This is a genomic window from Blautia marasmi (assembly GCF_900258535.1).
Taxonomy (GTDB): domain Bacteria; phylum Bacillota; class Clostridia; order Lachnospirales; family Lachnospiraceae; genus Blautia; species Blautia hominis.
Window position 1 is genome coordinate 3,451,087 of sequence record NZ_OIWX01000001.1, and the last position, 17,977, is coordinate 3,469,063.

Here is a 17,977-nt window from a genome sequence, read left to right on the forward strand (position 1 = left end):
CAAGGGCATGAATGAGACAAGAAATATTATTGCGGGCCTGGAACTGGGAAAGGAATTCTCCCAGATCTGCTATTATGACAGAAAAGAAAAAGAGCCTGTCTCTCTCTCCGTGAAGACAGGGAGCAATCAGTATACATTCTCAACCAGACTTTCCAAAAGGCCCAGGACTGAGGTGTGGCATTTTGGCATGGAGGCAGATTATTTCTCCATGCATGAGGGAGAGATCCCGGTGGACAATCTGCTGGAAATCTGGGCGCAGGGGGAACCGGCCCAGATTGACGGCGGCTGGTACAGACCGGAGGAGCTGCTGGAGATATATTTAAAAGGCTGCCTGTCTGTTCTGGGCGTGGCAGAGCCTGCAAGACAGATCAAGACACTGATGATCACGGTTCCGGATCTGAACCGGGTGCTGGTGCGCAAGCTGCAGAGAGTGTGCAGCCGTCTGAAGTTTACTTCCGGACAGGTGCTTCTGCAGGATTATGAGGAGAGCTTCTATTACTATGTGATGAGCAAAAGAATGGATAACTGGAACAGGATGACAGGACTTTTCACCTTTGAAAAGGGTAAAGTCTCCTTTTCCCGCATGGTGGTTGACAGCCAGAAGAAACCCATGCTGGTCACGGTGGAGCATGGCAAGACCATAACCCTGCCAGAAGATCCGGACCAGAAGGATGTGGATTTTTACCAGCTAATTGCAGACTCCTGCGGAAATGACACATATGGGGGAATCTACCTGGTGGGCGACGGTTTTTCAAAAGACTGGGCAGTGAGAAGTGTACCGCTCTTGTGCAAGAATCAGCGCCATGTATATTATGGGAATAACATGTATGTGAAAGGTGCCTGCTATGCGGCCAGGGAGCGGACGGAGGAGAAGCTTCTGGGCACATACCTGTACGTGGGAAATGCCCTGGTGCAGAATCATGTGAGTATGGAAATGCTGATCCAGGGAGCAAAAAAGAATTACACGGTTGCTGAGGCGGGAAGAAACTGGTATGAGACAGAGCATGAGTTTGAGCTGCTTTTGGATGGCAGGGAGGACCTGGAATTTATGGTAAAACCCATGGACGGCGGTGAAGTCAGACATTACTGCATGAAACTGCCGGGACTTCCAAAGAGGCCTGACAGGACCACAAGACTCAGGGTACACGTCATGTATGAATCTGCGGATACCTGCATCATTCTGGTACAGGACCTGGGATTTGGGGAAATGTTCCCCTCAAGCGGTCTGATGTGGACCGAGAGAGCAACGTGGTAGGAGGAAACAGATGAGCGGATACATATTATGTCAGATAAAGCGGGCTTCCCTTCCGTTTTATATTGAGAACATCAGCACAAATATCTACAGTATAGAAGAATTATGTTATTATCTCTACCACAACATCTATCTGCTGGATGAGACCATGATCAATGAACATCTCTGTGACTGGATAAAAAATGAGCTGGGCCTTTTAAAACTCTATCAAAAGCTGTACCGTATCCTGGAGGAGGAGCGCGGTGCAGGGGACTTTATCCTGGCTATATTCAGGGAGATCAATTATCTGACCCATGAGCAGTTCAAGAAGCTGAACGAGGAGCTTGTAGTGTTGGAGCAGCTTCCCGATGTGGCACGCAAGAAGAAAAAAGGCGACTATCTGGTTGAGAACCGGATGTATGTCAATGCCATCCACATCTATGAGGATGCACTCAGAAGTGTGGATACCGGCGGTCTGGGTGGACAGTATGAGGGAGAGATCTACCACAATATGGGCTGCGCCTATCTGCATCTCTTCCAGATGGATGAGGCAAAGGCCTGCTTTGAAAAAGCATATGAAAGTCTTCATACCAAACTGGTTCTGAAACATTATCTGTGTACCTGCAGGATGCTCATGGAGGAAGCCCAGTGGCAGGGAGAATGTGCCAAAATGGGAGCCGATCTGGATACCTGCAGGGAGATCCAAAAGGAGATGGATGAGAGAAAAGTCAGCGTTCCCCGGGAGAAACAGGAAGATATGGGGGCTGTTTTGGAAAAATACACAAAAGAATACCATAGAAGCACTGGATTTTAGGCTTGTGTTTTGAAAACCGATGTTATATAATTCCTTGTGTATCATAACGTTTCTCAGTGAGAGAGGAATCGCAGCTGTGAAGGTATCAGGCAGTTGCGAGAAATCAATATTATGGAAAAAGGACAGGTGTACGAAGGTGAAGAAGTTAGAACAGCTTTATGAAGGAAAAGCAAAGAAAGTATTTGCAACAGATGTAGACGGCGTAGTGATCGTAGATTACAAAGATGATGCAACTGCATTCAACGGCGAGAAAAAAGGCACAATCGTAGGCAAGGGTGCTATCAACAACCGCATGACAAACTATGTTTTCCAGCAGCTGGAAAAGGAAGGCGTGCCGACTCACTTCGTAGAAGAACTGAGTGACCGCGAGACAGCCGTGAAAAAAGTGAGCATCGTTCCTTTAGAGGTAATTGTTCGTAACGTTGCTGCAGGAAGCTTCTCCAAGAGAATGGGAGTGGAAGAAGGAAAACAGCTTCTCTGCCCAATCTTAGAGTTCAGCTACAAAGATGATGACCTGGGCGACCCCTTCATCAACGATGACTATGCGCTGGCATTAGGACTGGCTACACAGGAAGAGATCGACACCATTAAATCTTATACAAGAAAGATCAACGAATTTTTAATGAAATATTTCCTGAACGCAGGAATGAAGTTAATTGACTTCAAGATCGAATTCGGTAAATTAGCAGACGGAACCATCATCCTGGCTGATGAGATTTCACCGGATACCTGCCGTTTGTGGGATGTGGAAACAAACGAGAAGCTGGACAAAGACCGTTTCAGAAGAGATATGGGCAATGTAGAAGAGGCATACAACGAAGTTTTCAAACGTCTGGGCCTGGCTTGATCAGAGGGGTGCCCGGGACACCTTCCGGCTCGGAAGGCGCCTCGCGGTGCCCTTTTTATTATTGTAAATGGAAAAGGAGATTTTAAATGAGTACAGACAGATATCAAAGTCCGTTATCCGAGCGTTACGCCAGCAAGGAAATGCAGTATATTTTCTCCCCGGATATGAAGTTCCGCACATGGAGAAGACTGTGGATCGCTTTGGCAGAGACAGAGAAGGAGCTGGGATTAAATATCACCCAGGAACAGATCGACGAGCTGAAAGCCCATGTGGATGACATCAACTATGATGTGGCAAAAGAGAGGGAAAAACAGGTCCGTCACGATGTTATGTCCCACGTATATGCATATGGGGTACAGTGTCCAAAGGCAAAAGGAATCATCCATCTGGGTGCAACCTCCTGTTATGTGGGCGACAACACGGATATCATCGTAATGACAGAAGCCCTGAAACTGGTCAAGAAAAAACTGATCAACGTCATCGCAGAGCTTGCTAAATTTGCGGACGAGCATAAAGCGCTCCCAACCCTGGCATTCACACATTTCCAGCCCGCACAGCCTACCACGGTTGGCAAGAGGGCAACCCTGTGGATGCAGGAATTCATGCTGGATCTGGAAGATCTGGATTATGTGATAAGCACCATGAAGCTTCTCGGCTCCAAAGGTACAACAGGTACACAGGCCAGCTTCCTGGAACTGTTTGACGGAGACCAGGAGACCATTGACAAGATTGACCCCATGATCGCAGAGAAGATGGGATTCAAAAAATGTTACCCTGTATCAGGACAGACATACTCCAGGAAAGTGGATACCAGAGTGCTGAATGTGCTGGCAGGCATTGCAGCCAGTGCCCATAAGTTCTCCAATGATATCAGACTCCTGCAGCATTTAAAAGAAGTGGAAGAACCATTTGAGAAGAGCCAGATCGGTTCCTCAGCCATGGCTTACAAGAGAAACCCCATGAGAAGCGAGCGTATTGCTTCCCTGTCACGTTTCGTAATGGTAGATGCCCTCAATCCGGCGATCACTTCCGCTACCCAGTGGTTTGAGAGGACTCTGGATGACTCCGCTAACAAACGCCTCTCTGTTCCGGAAGGATTTCTGGCTATTGACGGTATCCTGGATCTGTGCCTGAATGTGGTGGACGGCCTTGTCGTATACCCGAAAGTGATCGAAAAACGTCTGAGAAGCGAACTGCCGTTCATGGCTACAGAGAATATTATGATGGATGCTGTAAAAGCAGGCGGAGACCGCCAGGAGCTGCATGAGAGGATCCGTGAGCTGTCCATGGAGGCAGGAAAGAATGTGAAGGTGGAAGGAAAAGAGAATAACCTTCTGGAGCTGATCGCTGCGGACCCGGCATTCAATATGAGTCTGGAAGATCTGCAGAAGACCATGGAGCCTTCCCGCTATACAGGACGTGCCCAGGTACAGGTGGAGGCATTTTTGAAAAATGTAGTGCAACCTGTGCTGGATGAAAATAAAGATATTCTGGGGATGACAGCAGAGATTAACGTTTGACAAGAAAAGTGAGGATTCTCCCGCCTCTATAGGCGGAGAGAGGAATCACCCCAAAATAAGTGCAACGGCAGTGGCGGGCGGAGAGGAATCCGTTCGTTTTCTATGAAAAGCGTGGATGGAAACGGAGGTTTTTACATGAAGGAACAAAAGAGGGGGAATCCCATAGCGCTTTTGCCCATTGGGGTATTTTTGATCATTTTCATTGGGGCAGGTATCCTGTTCCATGACTTTTATACTATGCCGGCCATTGTGGGATTTTTGATTGCCCTTACTGTGGCATTTTTCCAGAACCGTAAAGTCGGATTCCAGGAGAAGGTGGCAATCATTTCCAAGGGGATCGGTGAGGAGAATATTGTCACCATGTGCCTGATCTTCCTGGCAGCAGGGGCCTTTTCCGGCTCCATCAAAGCTGCCGGCGGGGTGGAGAGCACAGTCAATCTGGGGCTTTCCATAATGCCGTCCTCCATTGCTGTGGTAGGGTTGTTTGTGATCGGCTGTTTCATTTCCATCTCCATGGGAACCAGTGTGGGTACCATTACCGCTATGGCCCCCATCGGGGTGGGGATTGCCGAAAAAACAGGTATTCCCCTTCCTATCTGTATGGGAGCTATTGTGTGCGGAGCCATGTTTGGAGATAATCTGTCCATGATTTCCGATACCACCATCGCGGCAGTGAGGACACAGGGTTGTGAGATGAAGGACAAATTCAGGGAAAACTTTTTCATTGTCTTGCCTGCAGCTATTATCACGGCTGTGATCTTCTTCTTCATAGCCCGGGGAAATGCAGGGAGTATGGATGGTGATCTGAAGTTTCAGATCATAAAGGTGATCCCCTACCTGGTGGTCCTGATCGGGGCGCTCATTGGTATTAATGTGTTCATTGTACTGATCACAGGTACCGTGCTGTCCCTTATTGTGGGGGTAGGCACAGGCGCGTTTGCTGCCAGCGAAATGTTTCAGAAGATGGGCGACGGCATCACAGGTATGTATGACATCACAGTGATCTCCATTATTGTAGCAGCCATTGTGGCGCTGGTGAAGGAACATGGAGGTATCGAATATATCCTGCATGTGATCAAGAAACGGATAAGCGGCGAGCGGGGCGGGGAGTTCGGAATCTCTGTTCTGGCGCTGCTGGTGGATTGCTGTACAGCCAACAATACGGTGGCTATCGTTATGGCCGGACCCATTGCAAAAGAGATCAGCGAAGAATTCAAGGTAAGCCCCAAGAGGAGCGCATCCTTACTGGATATTTTTGCCTCCGTGGGTCAGGGAATGATTCCCTACGGCGCCCAGCTTCTGGCCGCTGCCAGTCTGTCCGGGCTTACGCCTATCGCGATCATGCCGTATCTGTTTTATCCTATTTTAATGGGAGTTTCAGCCATTGGATTTATCATTTTCCGCAGGAGAGAAGTGGATGGATATAATTAAGTAGTAAAAAGGCAGGCGTATTCATTGGGAATATGCCTGCCTTTTTACTACTTATGTCCGAATATACTTTTGATTTCTGCTCTTGGGCTTATCCGGAATTGTCATTTCAACCAAATTTAGATCCAGTGCCGGATTTAGATAATTCTTGCGAAATGTTTCTTTTGATTTTAGTCCTAATTTATTCATAATGTCTGTTGCAGCATATGCCCTATCAAGATCCATTACAGATAAGAGTTTCTTTACATATTCCGTTATCTGCGGATTGTCCTCTGATATCTGATTTGAAATATCATCCAATATCATATCAATTTGTTTTAACATGAATTCAATGAATGTATTGGAGGTTCCCTCTGAATGGCACTGGGAAATTGCCCGATAGTAGCCGTCCTGGAATTTTTCAATCTGGCTTTCGATGGGTATATACTCAAATACAGGTTTCCATCTGGAAAGAAGTGCTGTATGCCACAAACGTGCCATTCTGCCATTACCATCAGAAAATGGATGAATAAACACAAACTCATAGTGAAAGACTGAAGATAAAATTAAGGGATGTACAGATGTCTGCTCTCGTTTCATCCAGTCAAATAGCTCCTTCATGAGTTCCGGAACAAATTTTGCCGGAGGTGCAATGAAGATACAGTTCTCACCATTGAATACGCCTTCTTCGCCCATGCGGAACACACCGGATTCATCTACGGTATATTTTGTCATGATCCCATGTACATTTTTCAAATCTTCCAGGCTATAGGGATTGATTTTCGGTAATTTTTCATAAGCGGCATATGCATTTTTTACTTCCTGTATTTCCTTCTGCTCTCCCAAGACCAGGTGGCCGTCAATAACATCCCTGACCTGTCTGAGAGACAAGGAGTTTGCTTCTATTTTCAAAGAGGAATGTATGGATTTGATTCTGTTATTCCGTCTCAGATAGGGGCGTGATTCCATTGTCTGCTGCATACTGATTTTTCCCAGTTTCTCTGAAATAGAAGATACATATATCAGCATTGTGTTAGTGATCGAGAATGGTGGTTGATGGCTTTTCATATACTTTTCTCCCAGAATTAACTTGCTTATTAACTTGCTTACTAACTTACTTATTAACTTGCTTATTATCTTAACACCTTCCTGTGTCAAAGTAAATAAAAAATCAAGCGGTAAATTGATTCAACTGCTTGCCATTTTTATATAGGAAGATATAAGATAAACATCATAGGGTAACGGCAATCCCATAGTCAAAGACTAATATACATGGATCTTAGCTTGCAATTGTGAGCGGACCGAGGCTGATACAGGAGGTGTCAATGTTTATACAAAAAGCAGAATATTTCAAACAGGAGTACCGGACCTTTCAGGACTACAGTCTGTACGTGGAGCGGGTAACTGTGAACCAAGATTTTATGGAACATACCCATGAATTTGACGAGATCGTGATCGTAGTCTCCGGGTCAGGGGAACATTTGGTGAAGCAGCAGGTTTACCCCCTGAGCAGAGGAGATGTCTTTGTCATCAAAGGGGATGTGAAACACGGTTTTAGAAACAATGATGAGCTTAAGATCATAAATCTCATGTACGACCCCCGTATGTTGTTTGGTGAGAATGAAGAACTGCGTTTTGTGGAAGGTTTTGATTACATGTTTATCATCCAGCCGGAATGGCTGCCCCATCTTTCTTATCCTTATCGCGTTACGCTGGCGGAAGATACCGTGAAAGTGGTGGAACAGCTCACGGATTTTCTCATAGGACAGCTCAGAGATGCCAGGGGACAGTATTATGTGCCAGTGAAATATGGATTTAAGACGCTGATTTCCTATATTGCAAATAACTACAGGACCAAACAACATATGTCTGACAGAATGAAAATACTGGCCAGCGCTATTCATTATATCCGCTCTAACTTAAATACAGCCATAAAAGTTACGGATATAGCAAAAAGCGTTACCATTTCCCCCAGACAGCTGGAACGGATCTTTAGGGAGGAGTGCGGGATGTCTCCTATAGAATATCTGACGGAACTGCGCCTGAAGCATGCCAGGACACTTCTGATGAATACCGGGCGAACCGTCAGCGAAGTGGCAGAGGCAGCGGGATTCGAGGACCCGTCTTATTTTGCCAGGGTTTATAAAAAACGGTTCTGCCTTTCCCCTACCCAGACAAGAAGACAAAATCAGGATATGTCGGAAAAGTCCTGATTGTTGTCGTCTTCCTATCTTGTGAAGTACCCAAGTGAATGCAATAATATACTTATAAATTCAGGGAAAAACTACAAGGAGGAAGAAAAAGATGAAAAGGCATTTTGTTATGGTAGCAGGTCTGGCGGTAATGTCCGCTGTGTTTGCGTTGTCGGGATGCGGCGGGAACGGCAGTGCAGGGAAAGAAGAAGCTTCCGATTCCACGAATGAGGAAAGTAAGGAAATTATTTTCTGGAATACCGGAACAGGTGATGCGGATAAGCTGATCTATGAAACAGCAGTGAAAAAGTTCAATGAAAGTACAGACAGCGGATATCATATCACTTCCGTTGCAACAGAGCCGGATGCTTACAAAGAAAAGATCGTGATAGCAATGAGCTCCGGGGAATGCCCCGATATCTATGCAAACTGGTCGGGTGGACCCATGAATGAATACATAGAAGCGGGATTTGCGCAGCCCATTGATGAACTTTTTGATAACAGCACGATCAAAGAGAAAATGCAGGATGCAGCCATTGCGCAGGGCATGTACCGGGACAAGATGTATTCTGTCGGGGTGCTGAATGATTCTATAGCAGGTATTTTTTATAACAAAGAAATGTTCCGGGAATATGGACTGGAGGTGCCGAAGACACTGGCTGAGCTTGAGCAGGTCTGCGACACACTGGCAGCCAACGGAAAAATCCCCTTTGCGCTTGCCAATGAGGCAAAGTGGACGGGGTCCATGTTCTTCATGTCCCTGGCAGCCAGGGAGGGCGGACTGGAGCCGTTTGACAAGGCAGTGGCAGGTGAAGGCAGTTTTGAAGATGAGAGCTTTCTCTTTGCGGGAAGAAAGATCCAGGAGTGGGTGGAAAAGGATTATTTTCCGGAAGGAGTCAACAGCCTGAGTGAAGGCGACGGTCAGGCAAGACAACTTTTCTACCAGGAGGAAGCGGCCATGATGCTGATAGGTTCATGGTATACAAGCACTATACAGTCAGAGAGCACGGAGTTTTATGAAAATGTGGGCTGGTTCTCCTTTCCGGCAATTGAGGGTAAGGAGGAAAATGGGGATATTATCATAGGCACAGTGGGAGACCAGTTTTTTACATTCAACTGTACCGGTGAAAAACAGAAGGCTGCCTTTCAGTTTGTAGAGACTTTTTTCCAGGACGATATGGTGGAATTTATGGTAGAACAGGGGAAGATACCACCCGTAAAAGGCGTGGAGGATATGATCAAAGATCCGGTCTGTCTCCAGATTCTGGATGCGGTAAACCGTGCCCCCGCCACACAGCTCTGGTACGATCAATATCTGCCTCCGGCAGTGGGACAGGTACATCTTGATACCTGTCAGGACTTATTCGGAATGATAACGACGCCTGAAAAAGCAGCGTCAAAGTTCCAGGAGGCCATGGAAAAATATAATGCAGAGAAAGAATAGGGGGCAGTTTATATGAGAGTGGATTTTGACAGGATAAAAGAGCGTATGACAGCTCTCTGGGATCATGAGATACTGGATCGATGCTGTGTCAGTGTAGTATATGAAGAACAGGCGGAAAAAGAGGCCATTGATGCTTTTCCCGCCTCGGATGAGGACCGGATGAAATACTGGACAGACCCGGAGATAGTCCTGAAAAGAAACCGGAGGCACATGGAACATACATATTATGCGGGGGATGCCTTTCCGCTGGTTTCGCTGAACCTGGGTCCTGCAGGCCATGCCGGGTTTGTAAAGAATATGAAATGGAGCTATGAGCCAAGTACCATATGGTTCACCCCCTTTATGCGTGATGAGCTGATGCCCGAAAAGATCCTGTTTGACAGACAGAGCTTTTTATTTCAGAAGACACTGGAACATGCCCGGTATTTCTGCCGGGAATGCAGGGGGGAATATATGGTTTCCATGCCGGACCTGGCAGGGAACCTGGATGTACTGGCCGCGCTGAGAGGTTCCCAGGAGCTGTTGGTGGATTTTCTGACGGAGGATGAGGATACGATCAGGGATTGTCTCACCAGGATACAAGGTATGTGGGAGGCCGGTTTGGAGGAGACATATAAGATAGTAAAAGAATGTGATCAGGGAGGCAGCACCATAGGATGGCTGCGCACCTGGGCACCCGGGTTCCATGGGCAGATGCAGTGCGATATTTCTGTTATGTTTTCCAATGACATTTATGAGAGATATACCAGGCCGGAGCTGGAAGCACAGAGCAGATTTCTTGATTATCCGCTGTACCATTTTGACGGCATGGAACAGATCCGGCATCTGGATACCCTGCTCTCCATTGAAGAACTGGGGATGATCCAGTGGACCAGTGTTGTGGGACAGCCGTCTCCCCTTACCTTTATGGACCAGCTCAAAAAGATCCAGGAAAAAGGGAAGGGCCTTGTGCTGCTTTTGAAACCGGAGGAAATAGAGCCTGCAATGCAGCAGCTTTCCTCCAGGGGACTTTTCATTCTCGCAGAGGCAGAAAACAGGGAGGAAGCCGATGAGATCGTTCGTGTAGTAGAGAAAAATACAAGAGAATAGCGTTGCATGTTGTCTGAAACGGCACCTGCCGCCCGGAATCGACCTGGGCCGCAGGTGCTTTTTGGGGTATATGGATGCAGCAGCTCTGTCACCGGGCCGAAATTTTGCAGGATGTGATCTCTCTTATTGCCTCCGGACAGGAATATCATTTATAATAATTTTTTAAGAACCTTTTTATCATGCCAGGTATCTAATTAATAACAATAGAGATTTACAGAACCTTATTGCTTCTGTCTATTGTTTACAAAAACGGAGCTCACGTTTTTAGAACCGGGGAGAAGGCCCTTTCCGGTACACAAAAAGGAGGAACCCATGCAGCAGCAGAAGTTTATACAAGCCGTCAGGGAAGCAGAAACTACGCTGTATCATGTAGCCATGTCTATTCTGAGAAACGATGCGGACAGTGCGGATGCAGTTCAGGAGGCGCTTCTGAAGGCTTTTGAAAAATTAGATACGTTAAAGGAAGAGAAATATTTCAAAACCTGGCTGACACGTATCCTGATCCATGAGTGTTATCAGATTCAGAGGAAAAAGAAACGTCTGGTTCCTTACGAAGAGTATGTGGAGAGGGAGCCGGGAAACGAAGATAAATTATATACAGACCTTTATACAGCCATCAAAGATCTGCCGGAGGACCTTCGCATTGCGGTGACATTATTCTATATAGAAGGCTTCTCCATCGCGGAGATCGCCCAGATGCTGGGAATTAAAGAAAATACCGTAAAAACACGTCTGTACAGGGGAAGAAATCAGCTCAGGAAAAGTCTTGGTGATAAGGAGGAAGCATTATGTTAGAACAGGGAAAATGGAAGGATGAGGCACCGAAACCTTCAAAGGAGTTTCACGACAGATTCGAGGAGAGTTTGAAGCTGATAGAACAAAGGGCAGAGCATACAGGGGAGAAGGCTTTGGCCGGCGCAGAGATCGTCAGTATGAATAGAAAGGCAAAACGCAAAACAGGACGTTTAAAAAGGACAGCAATGGGCTGTACAGCCGCGGCTGCTGCAATGGCCGTATTTCTGGGTGCATGTTATCAAAATCCGGTGTGGGCATCCAATCTGCCCCTGATCGGTCACATTTTTGAACGGATGGAAGGAAAATTGTCATACGGAGAAAATTATAAAGACTATGCCGAACCTCTGGAGTCTAAAACAGCAGAAGATCAGGACGGCGGCGGACAGGAGGGCCAGGCCGAAGGCGCCTTTACAAAAACAGTGGACGGTACCACGGTTACCATGTCAGAAAGCTACTGCAGCGGTTCCGCTCTGTATCTGTCTGTGCTGATCGAATCAGAGGAAGCCTTTCAGGATACCTTAAAAAATGAGTCCGGGCAGCCTTCCATCTGCATACAGACAACAGAAAATTACAGTTTTAACCCTCAGGAACAGAAGGATCTGGTTTATCTGGAAGGCGAATTTCTGGATGACAATACCTACACAGGGGTTATGCGCATAGACCTGAATATGAAAAATACGGATGCCACAGAGCTGGAGAAAAAACAGGCCGAAGCGGAAGCTGCCGGGGAAGTATTCATGGTTGATGCGGAGGTATTGAAACAATACAGCACAAAATTAGAGATCCCGGAACAGTTCACCCTGAATCTGGATATCAGCCAGATCATAGGACAACTGGCAGAACCGGACGTCTTTGACACCGGATACACTGACGAAGAACTGGAAGCCATGTCAGATGAAGAGTGGGAACAGGTCATGACAGAAGCGGAAAATGAGGGTGGATGGAACAGCTTCCCAAACAGCCATGAAAACTGGTGGATGGATGGCTCCTGGCAGTTTGAGCTGGATATTAAAGCGGACCATTCCAAAATACAGACCGCAGAAGTGAACCAGATGAATGAAGAGGGCGCAGGTATTGCGTCTGTAGTGAAGACACCCTTTGAGCTGACTGTAAACGAGTTATATGAAGATGAGACGAAACGGGCAGATTATTTTCCTGTGATCCTGGATGCCCAGGGCAGAGCCATGGAGGTTATTTCAGGTGATGTCAATACCGTACCGGTGAAAAATTACGATGTCTCCACCGTCTATGTATATTTATGTGATTACATGGAATATATGGATGAGCTGAAAGGGCACAGGCAGGAGGATGGCTATAAGGCTCTTATAGACGAGAAGGCAAAATTCGCCACAGAAGTGCATTTTGACTAACAATTTTTGATAAAAAGCAGGCAGAGGGGAGTAAGTGATTTCCGTTCTGTGATTGGAAGGAGCTGTTTTCAACCGTCAAAACACGGGGAAAACAGCTCCTTTCCCATAAAAATCCACAATTTTTCGTCCGAAAATACAAATTAGAACTTTATTTCTTAAAAGAAATGTAGTATGATACATGAGTACAAAAAGTTCATTAGGAGGAATGAAAAATGGTAAAAGCAGTAGTAGGGGCTAACTGGGGAGATGAAGGTAAGGGCAAAATCACTGACATGCTCGCACAGGAATCCGATATCATAGTAAGATTCCAGGGCGGTGCCAATGCGGGCCATACAATTGTAAACAATTACGGAAAATTTGCGCTCCATACTCTTCCGTCCGGTGTGTTCTACGACCACACAACCAGTGTCATCGGAAACGGTGTTGCGCTTAATATCCCGGTACTGTTTAAAGAGATCCAGTCTATTGTGGACAAGGGTGTACCTGCACCGAAGATCAAAGTTTCTGACCGTGCGCAGATGGTTATGTCCTATCATATTAAATTCGACGAATATGAGGAAGAGCGTCTGGCAGGAAAATCTTTCGGCTCCACCAAGTCTGGGATCGCACCGTTTTATTCTGATAAATATGCAAAGATCGGTTTCCAGGTCAGCGAGCTTTTCGATGACGACGCGGCACTGAGAGAAAAAGTGGAGCGTGTCTGTGAGACGAAGAACGTGACCTTAGAGCACTTATATCACAAACCGCTTCTGGATCCGGATGATATCATGAAAGAGCTGATGGAGTACAAGGAGATGATCGCCCCCTATGTGTGTGATGTCTCTCTGTATTTGTGGAATGCACTGAAAGAGGGCAGAGAAGTGCTTCTGGAAGGACAGCTGGGTTCCCTGAAAGACCCGGATCACGGAATCTATCCAATGGTTACCTCCTCCTCCACTCTGGCTGCTTACGGCGCAGTGGGCGCAGGTATTCCGCCTTACGAGATCAAGAAGATTATTACAGTCTGCAAGGCATACTCAAGCGCAGTAGGCGCCGGTGCATTTGTATCTGAAATCTTCGGTGATGAGGCAGACGAGCTGAGGAGACGCGGCGGAGACGGCGGAGAGTTTGGCGCCACCACGGGACGTCCGAGACGTATGGGATGGTTTGACTGTGTGGCTTCCAAATATGGCTGCCGTATGCAGGGAACGACAGATGTGGCCTTCACGGTCCTGGATGTTCTGGGATATCTGGAGGAGATTCCCGTATGTGTGGCTTACGAGATCGACGGCGAGATCACAACAGATTTCCCAACAACAGGCAGACTGGAAAAGGCAAAACCGGTTCTGGAAACACTTCCGGGCTGGAACTGCGACATCCGCGGCATTAAAGATTACAATGAGCTTCCGGAAAACTGCCGCAGATATATTGAGTTCGTGGAAGAGAAGATCGGATTCCCGATCACCATGGTTTCCAACGGTCCAAGCCGTGAGGATATCATTTACCGCAATAAATAAAAGCAGTGTGAGCAAATGGAAAAAGAGATGTATTGCTGCAGACAAAAACCGATTGGCCAGTGGACCAATCGGTTTTTGTTATGTTTATCCTTGCCTTAAAGCACATCGTATTCTTCCATCAACTTTTGGATCGTCTCTTTCCTGCCTTTAAAATGAACAGCATTGATTCCCTGCAAACGGGCTTCTGCCACATTTTCCAGGACATCGTCAAGAAATACTGCCTTTTCCGGCTTGATATGAAAGTCTTTCAGCAGTTTCTGGTAGAATTCCGGTTCCGGCTTCAGCATTTTTACCTGCCAGGACATGTAGCCGCCGTCCATCAGATCCAGAAATGCCATTTCCTCCTTGCAGCGTTCATACATGGGCTGTGAAAAATTGGATAGATAATAGAGCTTATATCCTCTCTTTTTCAAATATTTCAGCCAGTCCACTGTGTAAGAGTAGGTATGTATGGCACCGCTCATTTTTGCGAATGCCTCACGTATTTCTTTTTCGTATTCCGGGTCATTGTCAATAAAGGCCTGGAGAATTTCTTCTTCATTCCGCACACCTCGGTCAGCATCCGCCCAATCAGGGCTGTCAAATACAGCATCTCCCACGGCCTGTACTGCTTCAGCGCTGAATCTCAAACTTTTTAGATAGGTTTTCCAGTCATAACGGACCAGCACATTTCCAAGGTCAAAGATAAAAGTATCTACAGAGGAGGATGCAGTGTCTATCTGAGGAATATCATTTTTCTGCCTTGTATAGCGGTATACCAGCAGGCAGGCATACAAAAACACGGGAACGAGTACCGTGCAGTAGATTGCGGCCAGCAGCATATTACCGGCATTTGGGTTGTGCGAAAGAGAAAAAATAAAAGCCAGGACGTACATGCCAAGAAGCAGTACGGCTCCAACCAGTGCAGCGATTTGTTTCAGCTTCTTCACTTCTTATTCTCCCTCCCATAGAATATCTTTAATTATAATGAGTTTTGAGGTATCCGTCAATGTGCATAAATGCTCGAAATCAAAGAGAAAATCGACAATTTGTCCAATTTTCAGGCTATACTTACCGAGAAATGGAGAATGATTTGCACATATTTTCCAAAATTTTCAAAGGAATTATGGAAGTTCAGACAGCAGGCGATACGCTGGACGGCAGAAAGCTGTACCATGTGAGAATGGGGGATGAAAATGCCTCTGACAGGGTTTTGATCTTTGCGGGAATACATGGAAGAGAATACATGACCTGCCAGCTTGTCATGGAACAGATGGGGGAATTTGTGGAGAATCTGCTTCACGAGGACAGAACCTACAAGGGATATTCTTACCGTGAGCTGCTGAAAGACCGTGCCATCCATATCATTCCCATGGCAAATCCGGACGGGGTGACGATCAGCCAGTTTGGAGCTGAGGGTATGCAGTCACCCGGGATTCGGGAACAGGTGTGGGAGATCGCGGACCGGGATGGGGCAAGGATGCCGTGGAAATCTTATTTCAGACGTTGGAAATCCAATGCCGAAGGTGTGGATGTGAACCGGAATTTTGATGCCCTGTGGGAGGATTATGTGGATGGGATCGGCAGACCCTCCAGGGAAAAATACAAGGGGACCGCTCCGGAGAGCACCGGGGAGGCCCAGGCATTGGTAAATCTGACAAAAAAGGAAAACTTTGCGCGCACTGTCAGCTATCATTCCTCCGGCGGCGTCATATACTGGGCCTTCGGGCAGCAGGGGGAGCTGGCAGCCAGGACACAGGCCTTTGCAAACCGCATTGCTGCTGTCACGGGATATGAGCCGGACGGCAATTATGAGGAACTGGACCCCGCAGGATATAAGGACTGGGCCTTAATGAAAAGGGGCATTCCAAGCCTGACCATTGAGATCGGCAGGGCGGATTCCCCGCTGCCCCAGTCTGCATACAAAAAAGTTCTGCGGGAAAACAGATATGTGTGGGAAGAAATCCTGCTGGATATCATAGAAGAAAATAAAATAGTAAAATAACCATTGACAAATTCGGACTATTGTAATAGTCTATATGTAGACGATTGCAATAGTCCAAAGGAGTAAAATTTATGAAATTATTTGAATCAGAACAAAAAGTAATGGAAGTGCTGTGGGAAGAAGGTGAGATACCGGCAAAACAAGTTGTGGAAGTGCTAAAAGAACGATATGGCTGGAACAAGAACACCACGTATACGGTAATAAAAAAGTGTATTGAAAAAGGTGCAGTGCTGCGATCAGAGCCTGGTTTTATATGCAGACATCTGATTGACAGACATGAATTTGAAACCTATGAAGTCAATGAATTGATCTCCAGGACATTCAAGGGTTCCAAGAAAAACTTTATCTCTGCATTTTTTGAGGAACAGGATCTGTCCAAAGAGGATCTGGAAGAAATCGAAGAGCTTATTCATAAGAAGCGGAGGTAGCATGATATTTTTAAAGACGAATCTGGTTCTCGCAGGAATGTGCCTTATATACAGCATTATCCGTCTGGCAGTGAAACACTTCTGCAGCAGGGACAAGTATTGGCTGGACCGGCTTTTTATCAGTACAGGGGTTTTGCTCCTGCCGCTAATGCTGGGCGTCCAAAAGTGCGGGATCCGCAGGATTTCTAAAGGGACAGCCGGGATCATATCACAGCTTCCCGCCAAAAGTCTGACACAGAATATCCGCATAGCCCAGTGGGGAATGACCGCAGCCTTTGGAGCGGGTATGGCTATCTTTTTATTCCTATTTCTCCGTTACTGCTATGAAAGCAAGGTGTTACAGGCGGCTGTTCCTGTGGAAAAAGAAGTGTCCGGGGAGCTGTGTTTAGAGGGATCAGGTATTAACAGATACAGGATTTTGCTGAGCGACCGTATAAACGCGCCGGTGACATGGGGATTTGTAAGGCCAAGGATTCTGATACCTTCCTATTTGGAGACTGACTGCCGCGAAAGCTATACGCAGATTGTTTTACATGAATACATTCATGCAAAAAGAAGAGACAACCTGTGGAAATTTCTTGCATTGTTTCTTTTGTGCATGTATTGGCAGCATCCATACCTGTGGTTTTTCTATTTTACGTTTTTAAAAGAAGTAGAGTTATCCTGTGATGAGGAGGTGCTTCTGCGGATCGGGGAAAACGGAAAAGCTGCATACGCAGGCACGCTAGTGGCCTTTGCGGGTCTGTACCGCCGTTTCAGTCAGATGGCATCACCTTTATCATCAGGTAGTTTAAAGAGGAGAGTGACCGCGATAATGAATTATAAAAAATCAAGCAGAAAAGCAGGGTACGCAAGAAAAATATTAATGGGAAGCATAGTATTATCTTTTGCTCTGCTGTTAGGATATTCCAATCAGATCTTTGCAGGGATGCGTGACGGGGGAGCGTTAGAAAATATTGTTGAAGTAAACAAAGATACCGATAAAGAAGGAACGGAAACCCTCAAAGAAATCAGCGGCAATGGAACGGAAACTTTGGTTCCGCAGAAGGATGCGGAGGAAATATCCTATCTGCAGGAAGAGAATGCGAAAGATGCAGCATTGCAAGAAGAGACATTTGCAGAGGAATTGCAGGAAATACCCGCGGCAGAAGCAGAAAAAGCAACGCTGCAGGAGACAAAGGAAGAGGTGGAAAGTCTCAAGGCGGCAGAGTCTGCTTCCTTGCAGCCGGAAGCAGCGGAGGGTGTATTGTTGCCAAGTATGCAGGAAGCAGAGTGAACCGGCAGAAGGATACGGCGGACTAAAGTATAAAAGAACAGAGAAAAAGGGGTTTCAGGCGTTTGCCTGGAACCCTTTTTTCGG

General features: G+C 46.5%; 16 protein-coding genes. 14 read left to right on the plus strand and 2 right to left on the minus strand.

Annotated features, from left to right (window positions below; genetic code table 11):
* Positions 1-7: 7 nt before the first annotated feature.
* The 5 genes from C6P39_RS14855 (at position 8) to C6P39_RS14875 (ending at position 5,843) form a co-directional block, all read left to right on the plus strand.
* Positions 8-1,255: a DUF5716 family protein gene (locus C6P39_RS14855; RefSeq protein ID WP_095172057.1), complete on the plus strand. Its 1,248-nt coding sequence runs from the start codon at positions 8-10 to the stop codon at positions 1,253-1,255.
* Between the two features lie 10 nt (positions 1,256-1,265).
* Positions 1,266-2,045, plus strand: a complete 780-nt coding sequence (locus C6P39_RS14860; RefSeq protein ID WP_095172056.1) for a tetratricopeptide repeat protein — start codon at positions 1,266-1,268, stop codon at positions 2,043-2,045.
* 136 nt (positions 2,046-2,181) lie between these two features.
* Positions 2,182-2,892: a phosphoribosylaminoimidazolesuccinocarboxamide synthase gene (purC, locus tag C6P39_RS14865; protein WP_095172382.1), complete on the plus strand. Its 711-nt coding sequence runs from the start codon at positions 2,182-2,184 to the stop codon at positions 2,890-2,892.
* Positions 2,893-2,978: 86 nt separating this feature from the next.
* Positions 2,979-4,412, plus strand: coding sequence for an adenylosuccinate lyase (purB, locus tag C6P39_RS14870; protein WP_104804277.1), 1,434 nt, complete (start codon positions 2,979-2,981; stop codon positions 4,410-4,412).
* A 135-nt stretch (positions 4,413-4,547) separates the two neighbouring features.
* Complete coding sequence (locus C6P39_RS14875) at positions 4,548-5,843, plus strand: Na+/H+ antiporter NhaC family protein (protein WP_095172381.1); 1,296 nt, start codon at positions 4,548-4,550, stop codon at positions 5,841-5,843.
* 51 nt (positions 5,844-5,894) lie between these two features.
* On the opposite strand, the gene C6P39_RS14880 is transcribed toward C6P39_RS14875, so the two are convergent.
* The gene (locus C6P39_RS14880) at positions 5,895-6,887 is read right to left on the minus strand and encodes a Fic family protein (protein ID WP_104804278.1); all 993 of its coding nucleotides are present in this window, start codon (positions 6,885-6,887) and stop codon (positions 5,895-5,897) included.
* Positions 6,888-7,144: 257 nt separating this feature from the next.
* Between C6P39_RS14880 and C6P39_RS14885 the strand changes: the two genes are divergently transcribed.
* The 6 genes from C6P39_RS14885 (at position 7,145) to C6P39_RS14910 (ending at position 14,205) form a co-directional block, all read left to right on the plus strand.
* Complete coding sequence (locus C6P39_RS14885; RefSeq protein ID WP_104804279.1) at positions 7,145-8,032, plus strand: helix-turn-helix domain-containing protein; 888 nt, start codon at positions 7,145-7,147, stop codon at positions 8,030-8,032.
* 91 nt (positions 8,033-8,123) lie between these two features.
* A complete protein-coding gene (locus C6P39_RS14890) occupies positions 8,124-9,455 on the plus strand; it encodes an extracellular solute-binding protein (protein ID WP_104804280.1) in 1,332 nt (443 codons plus the stop codon).
* 12 nt (positions 9,456-9,467) lie between these two features.
* A complete protein-coding gene (locus tag C6P39_RS14895; protein ID WP_104804281.1) occupies positions 9,468-10,544 on the plus strand; it encodes a hypothetical protein in 1,077 nt (358 codons plus the stop codon).
* A gap of 312 nt (positions 10,545-10,856) precedes the next feature.
* Positions 10,857-11,339, plus strand: a complete 483-nt coding sequence (locus C6P39_RS14900) for an RNA polymerase sigma factor (protein ID WP_095172043.1) — start codon at positions 10,857-10,859, stop codon at positions 11,337-11,339.
* Positions 11,333-12,709, plus strand: a complete 1,377-nt coding sequence (locus C6P39_RS14905) for a DUF4179 domain-containing protein (protein ID WP_104804282.1) — start codon at positions 11,333-11,335, stop codon at positions 12,707-12,709. Before C6P39_RS14900 ends, C6P39_RS14905 begins: the two co-directional genes overlap by 7 nt.
* A 212-nt stretch (positions 12,710-12,921) precedes the next feature.
* Complete coding sequence (locus C6P39_RS14910; RefSeq protein ID WP_104804283.1) at positions 12,922-14,205, plus strand: adenylosuccinate synthase; 1,284 nt, start codon at positions 12,922-12,924, stop codon at positions 14,203-14,205.
* 95 nt (positions 14,206-14,300) lie between these two features.
* On the opposite strand, the gene C6P39_RS14915 is transcribed toward C6P39_RS14910, so the two are convergent.
* Entirely contained in the window at positions 14,301-15,134 is an 834-nt protein-coding gene (locus C6P39_RS14915; protein WP_104804284.1) for an HAD family hydrolase, read from the minus strand.
* A 131-nt stretch (positions 15,135-15,265) separates the two neighbouring features.
* Here C6P39_RS14915 and C6P39_RS14920 point away from each other — a divergent pair, with 131 nt between their 5' ends.
* From C6P39_RS14920 to C6P39_RS14930, 3 genes are all read left to right on the plus strand, one after another.
* Positions 15,266-16,189 carry a M14 family zinc carboxypeptidase gene (locus C6P39_RS14920; RefSeq protein ID WP_330407077.1) on the plus strand — a complete coding sequence of 308 codons (924 nt, stop codon included), beginning with the start codon at positions 15,266-15,268 and terminating at the stop codon, positions 16,187-16,189.
* Positions 16,190-16,260: 71 nt separating this feature from the next.
* Positions 16,261-16,617, plus strand: coding sequence for a BlaI/MecI/CopY family transcriptional regulator (locus C6P39_RS14925; protein WP_095172030.1), 357 nt, complete (start codon positions 16,261-16,263; stop codon positions 16,615-16,617).
* A 1-nt stretch (position 16,618) separates the two neighbouring features.
* Positions 16,619-17,893, plus strand: a complete 1,275-nt coding sequence (locus tag C6P39_RS14930) for a M56 family metallopeptidase (protein ID WP_104804286.1) — start codon at positions 16,619-16,621, stop codon at positions 17,891-17,893.
* The last annotated feature ends 84 nt before the right edge of the window (positions 17,894-17,977 follow it).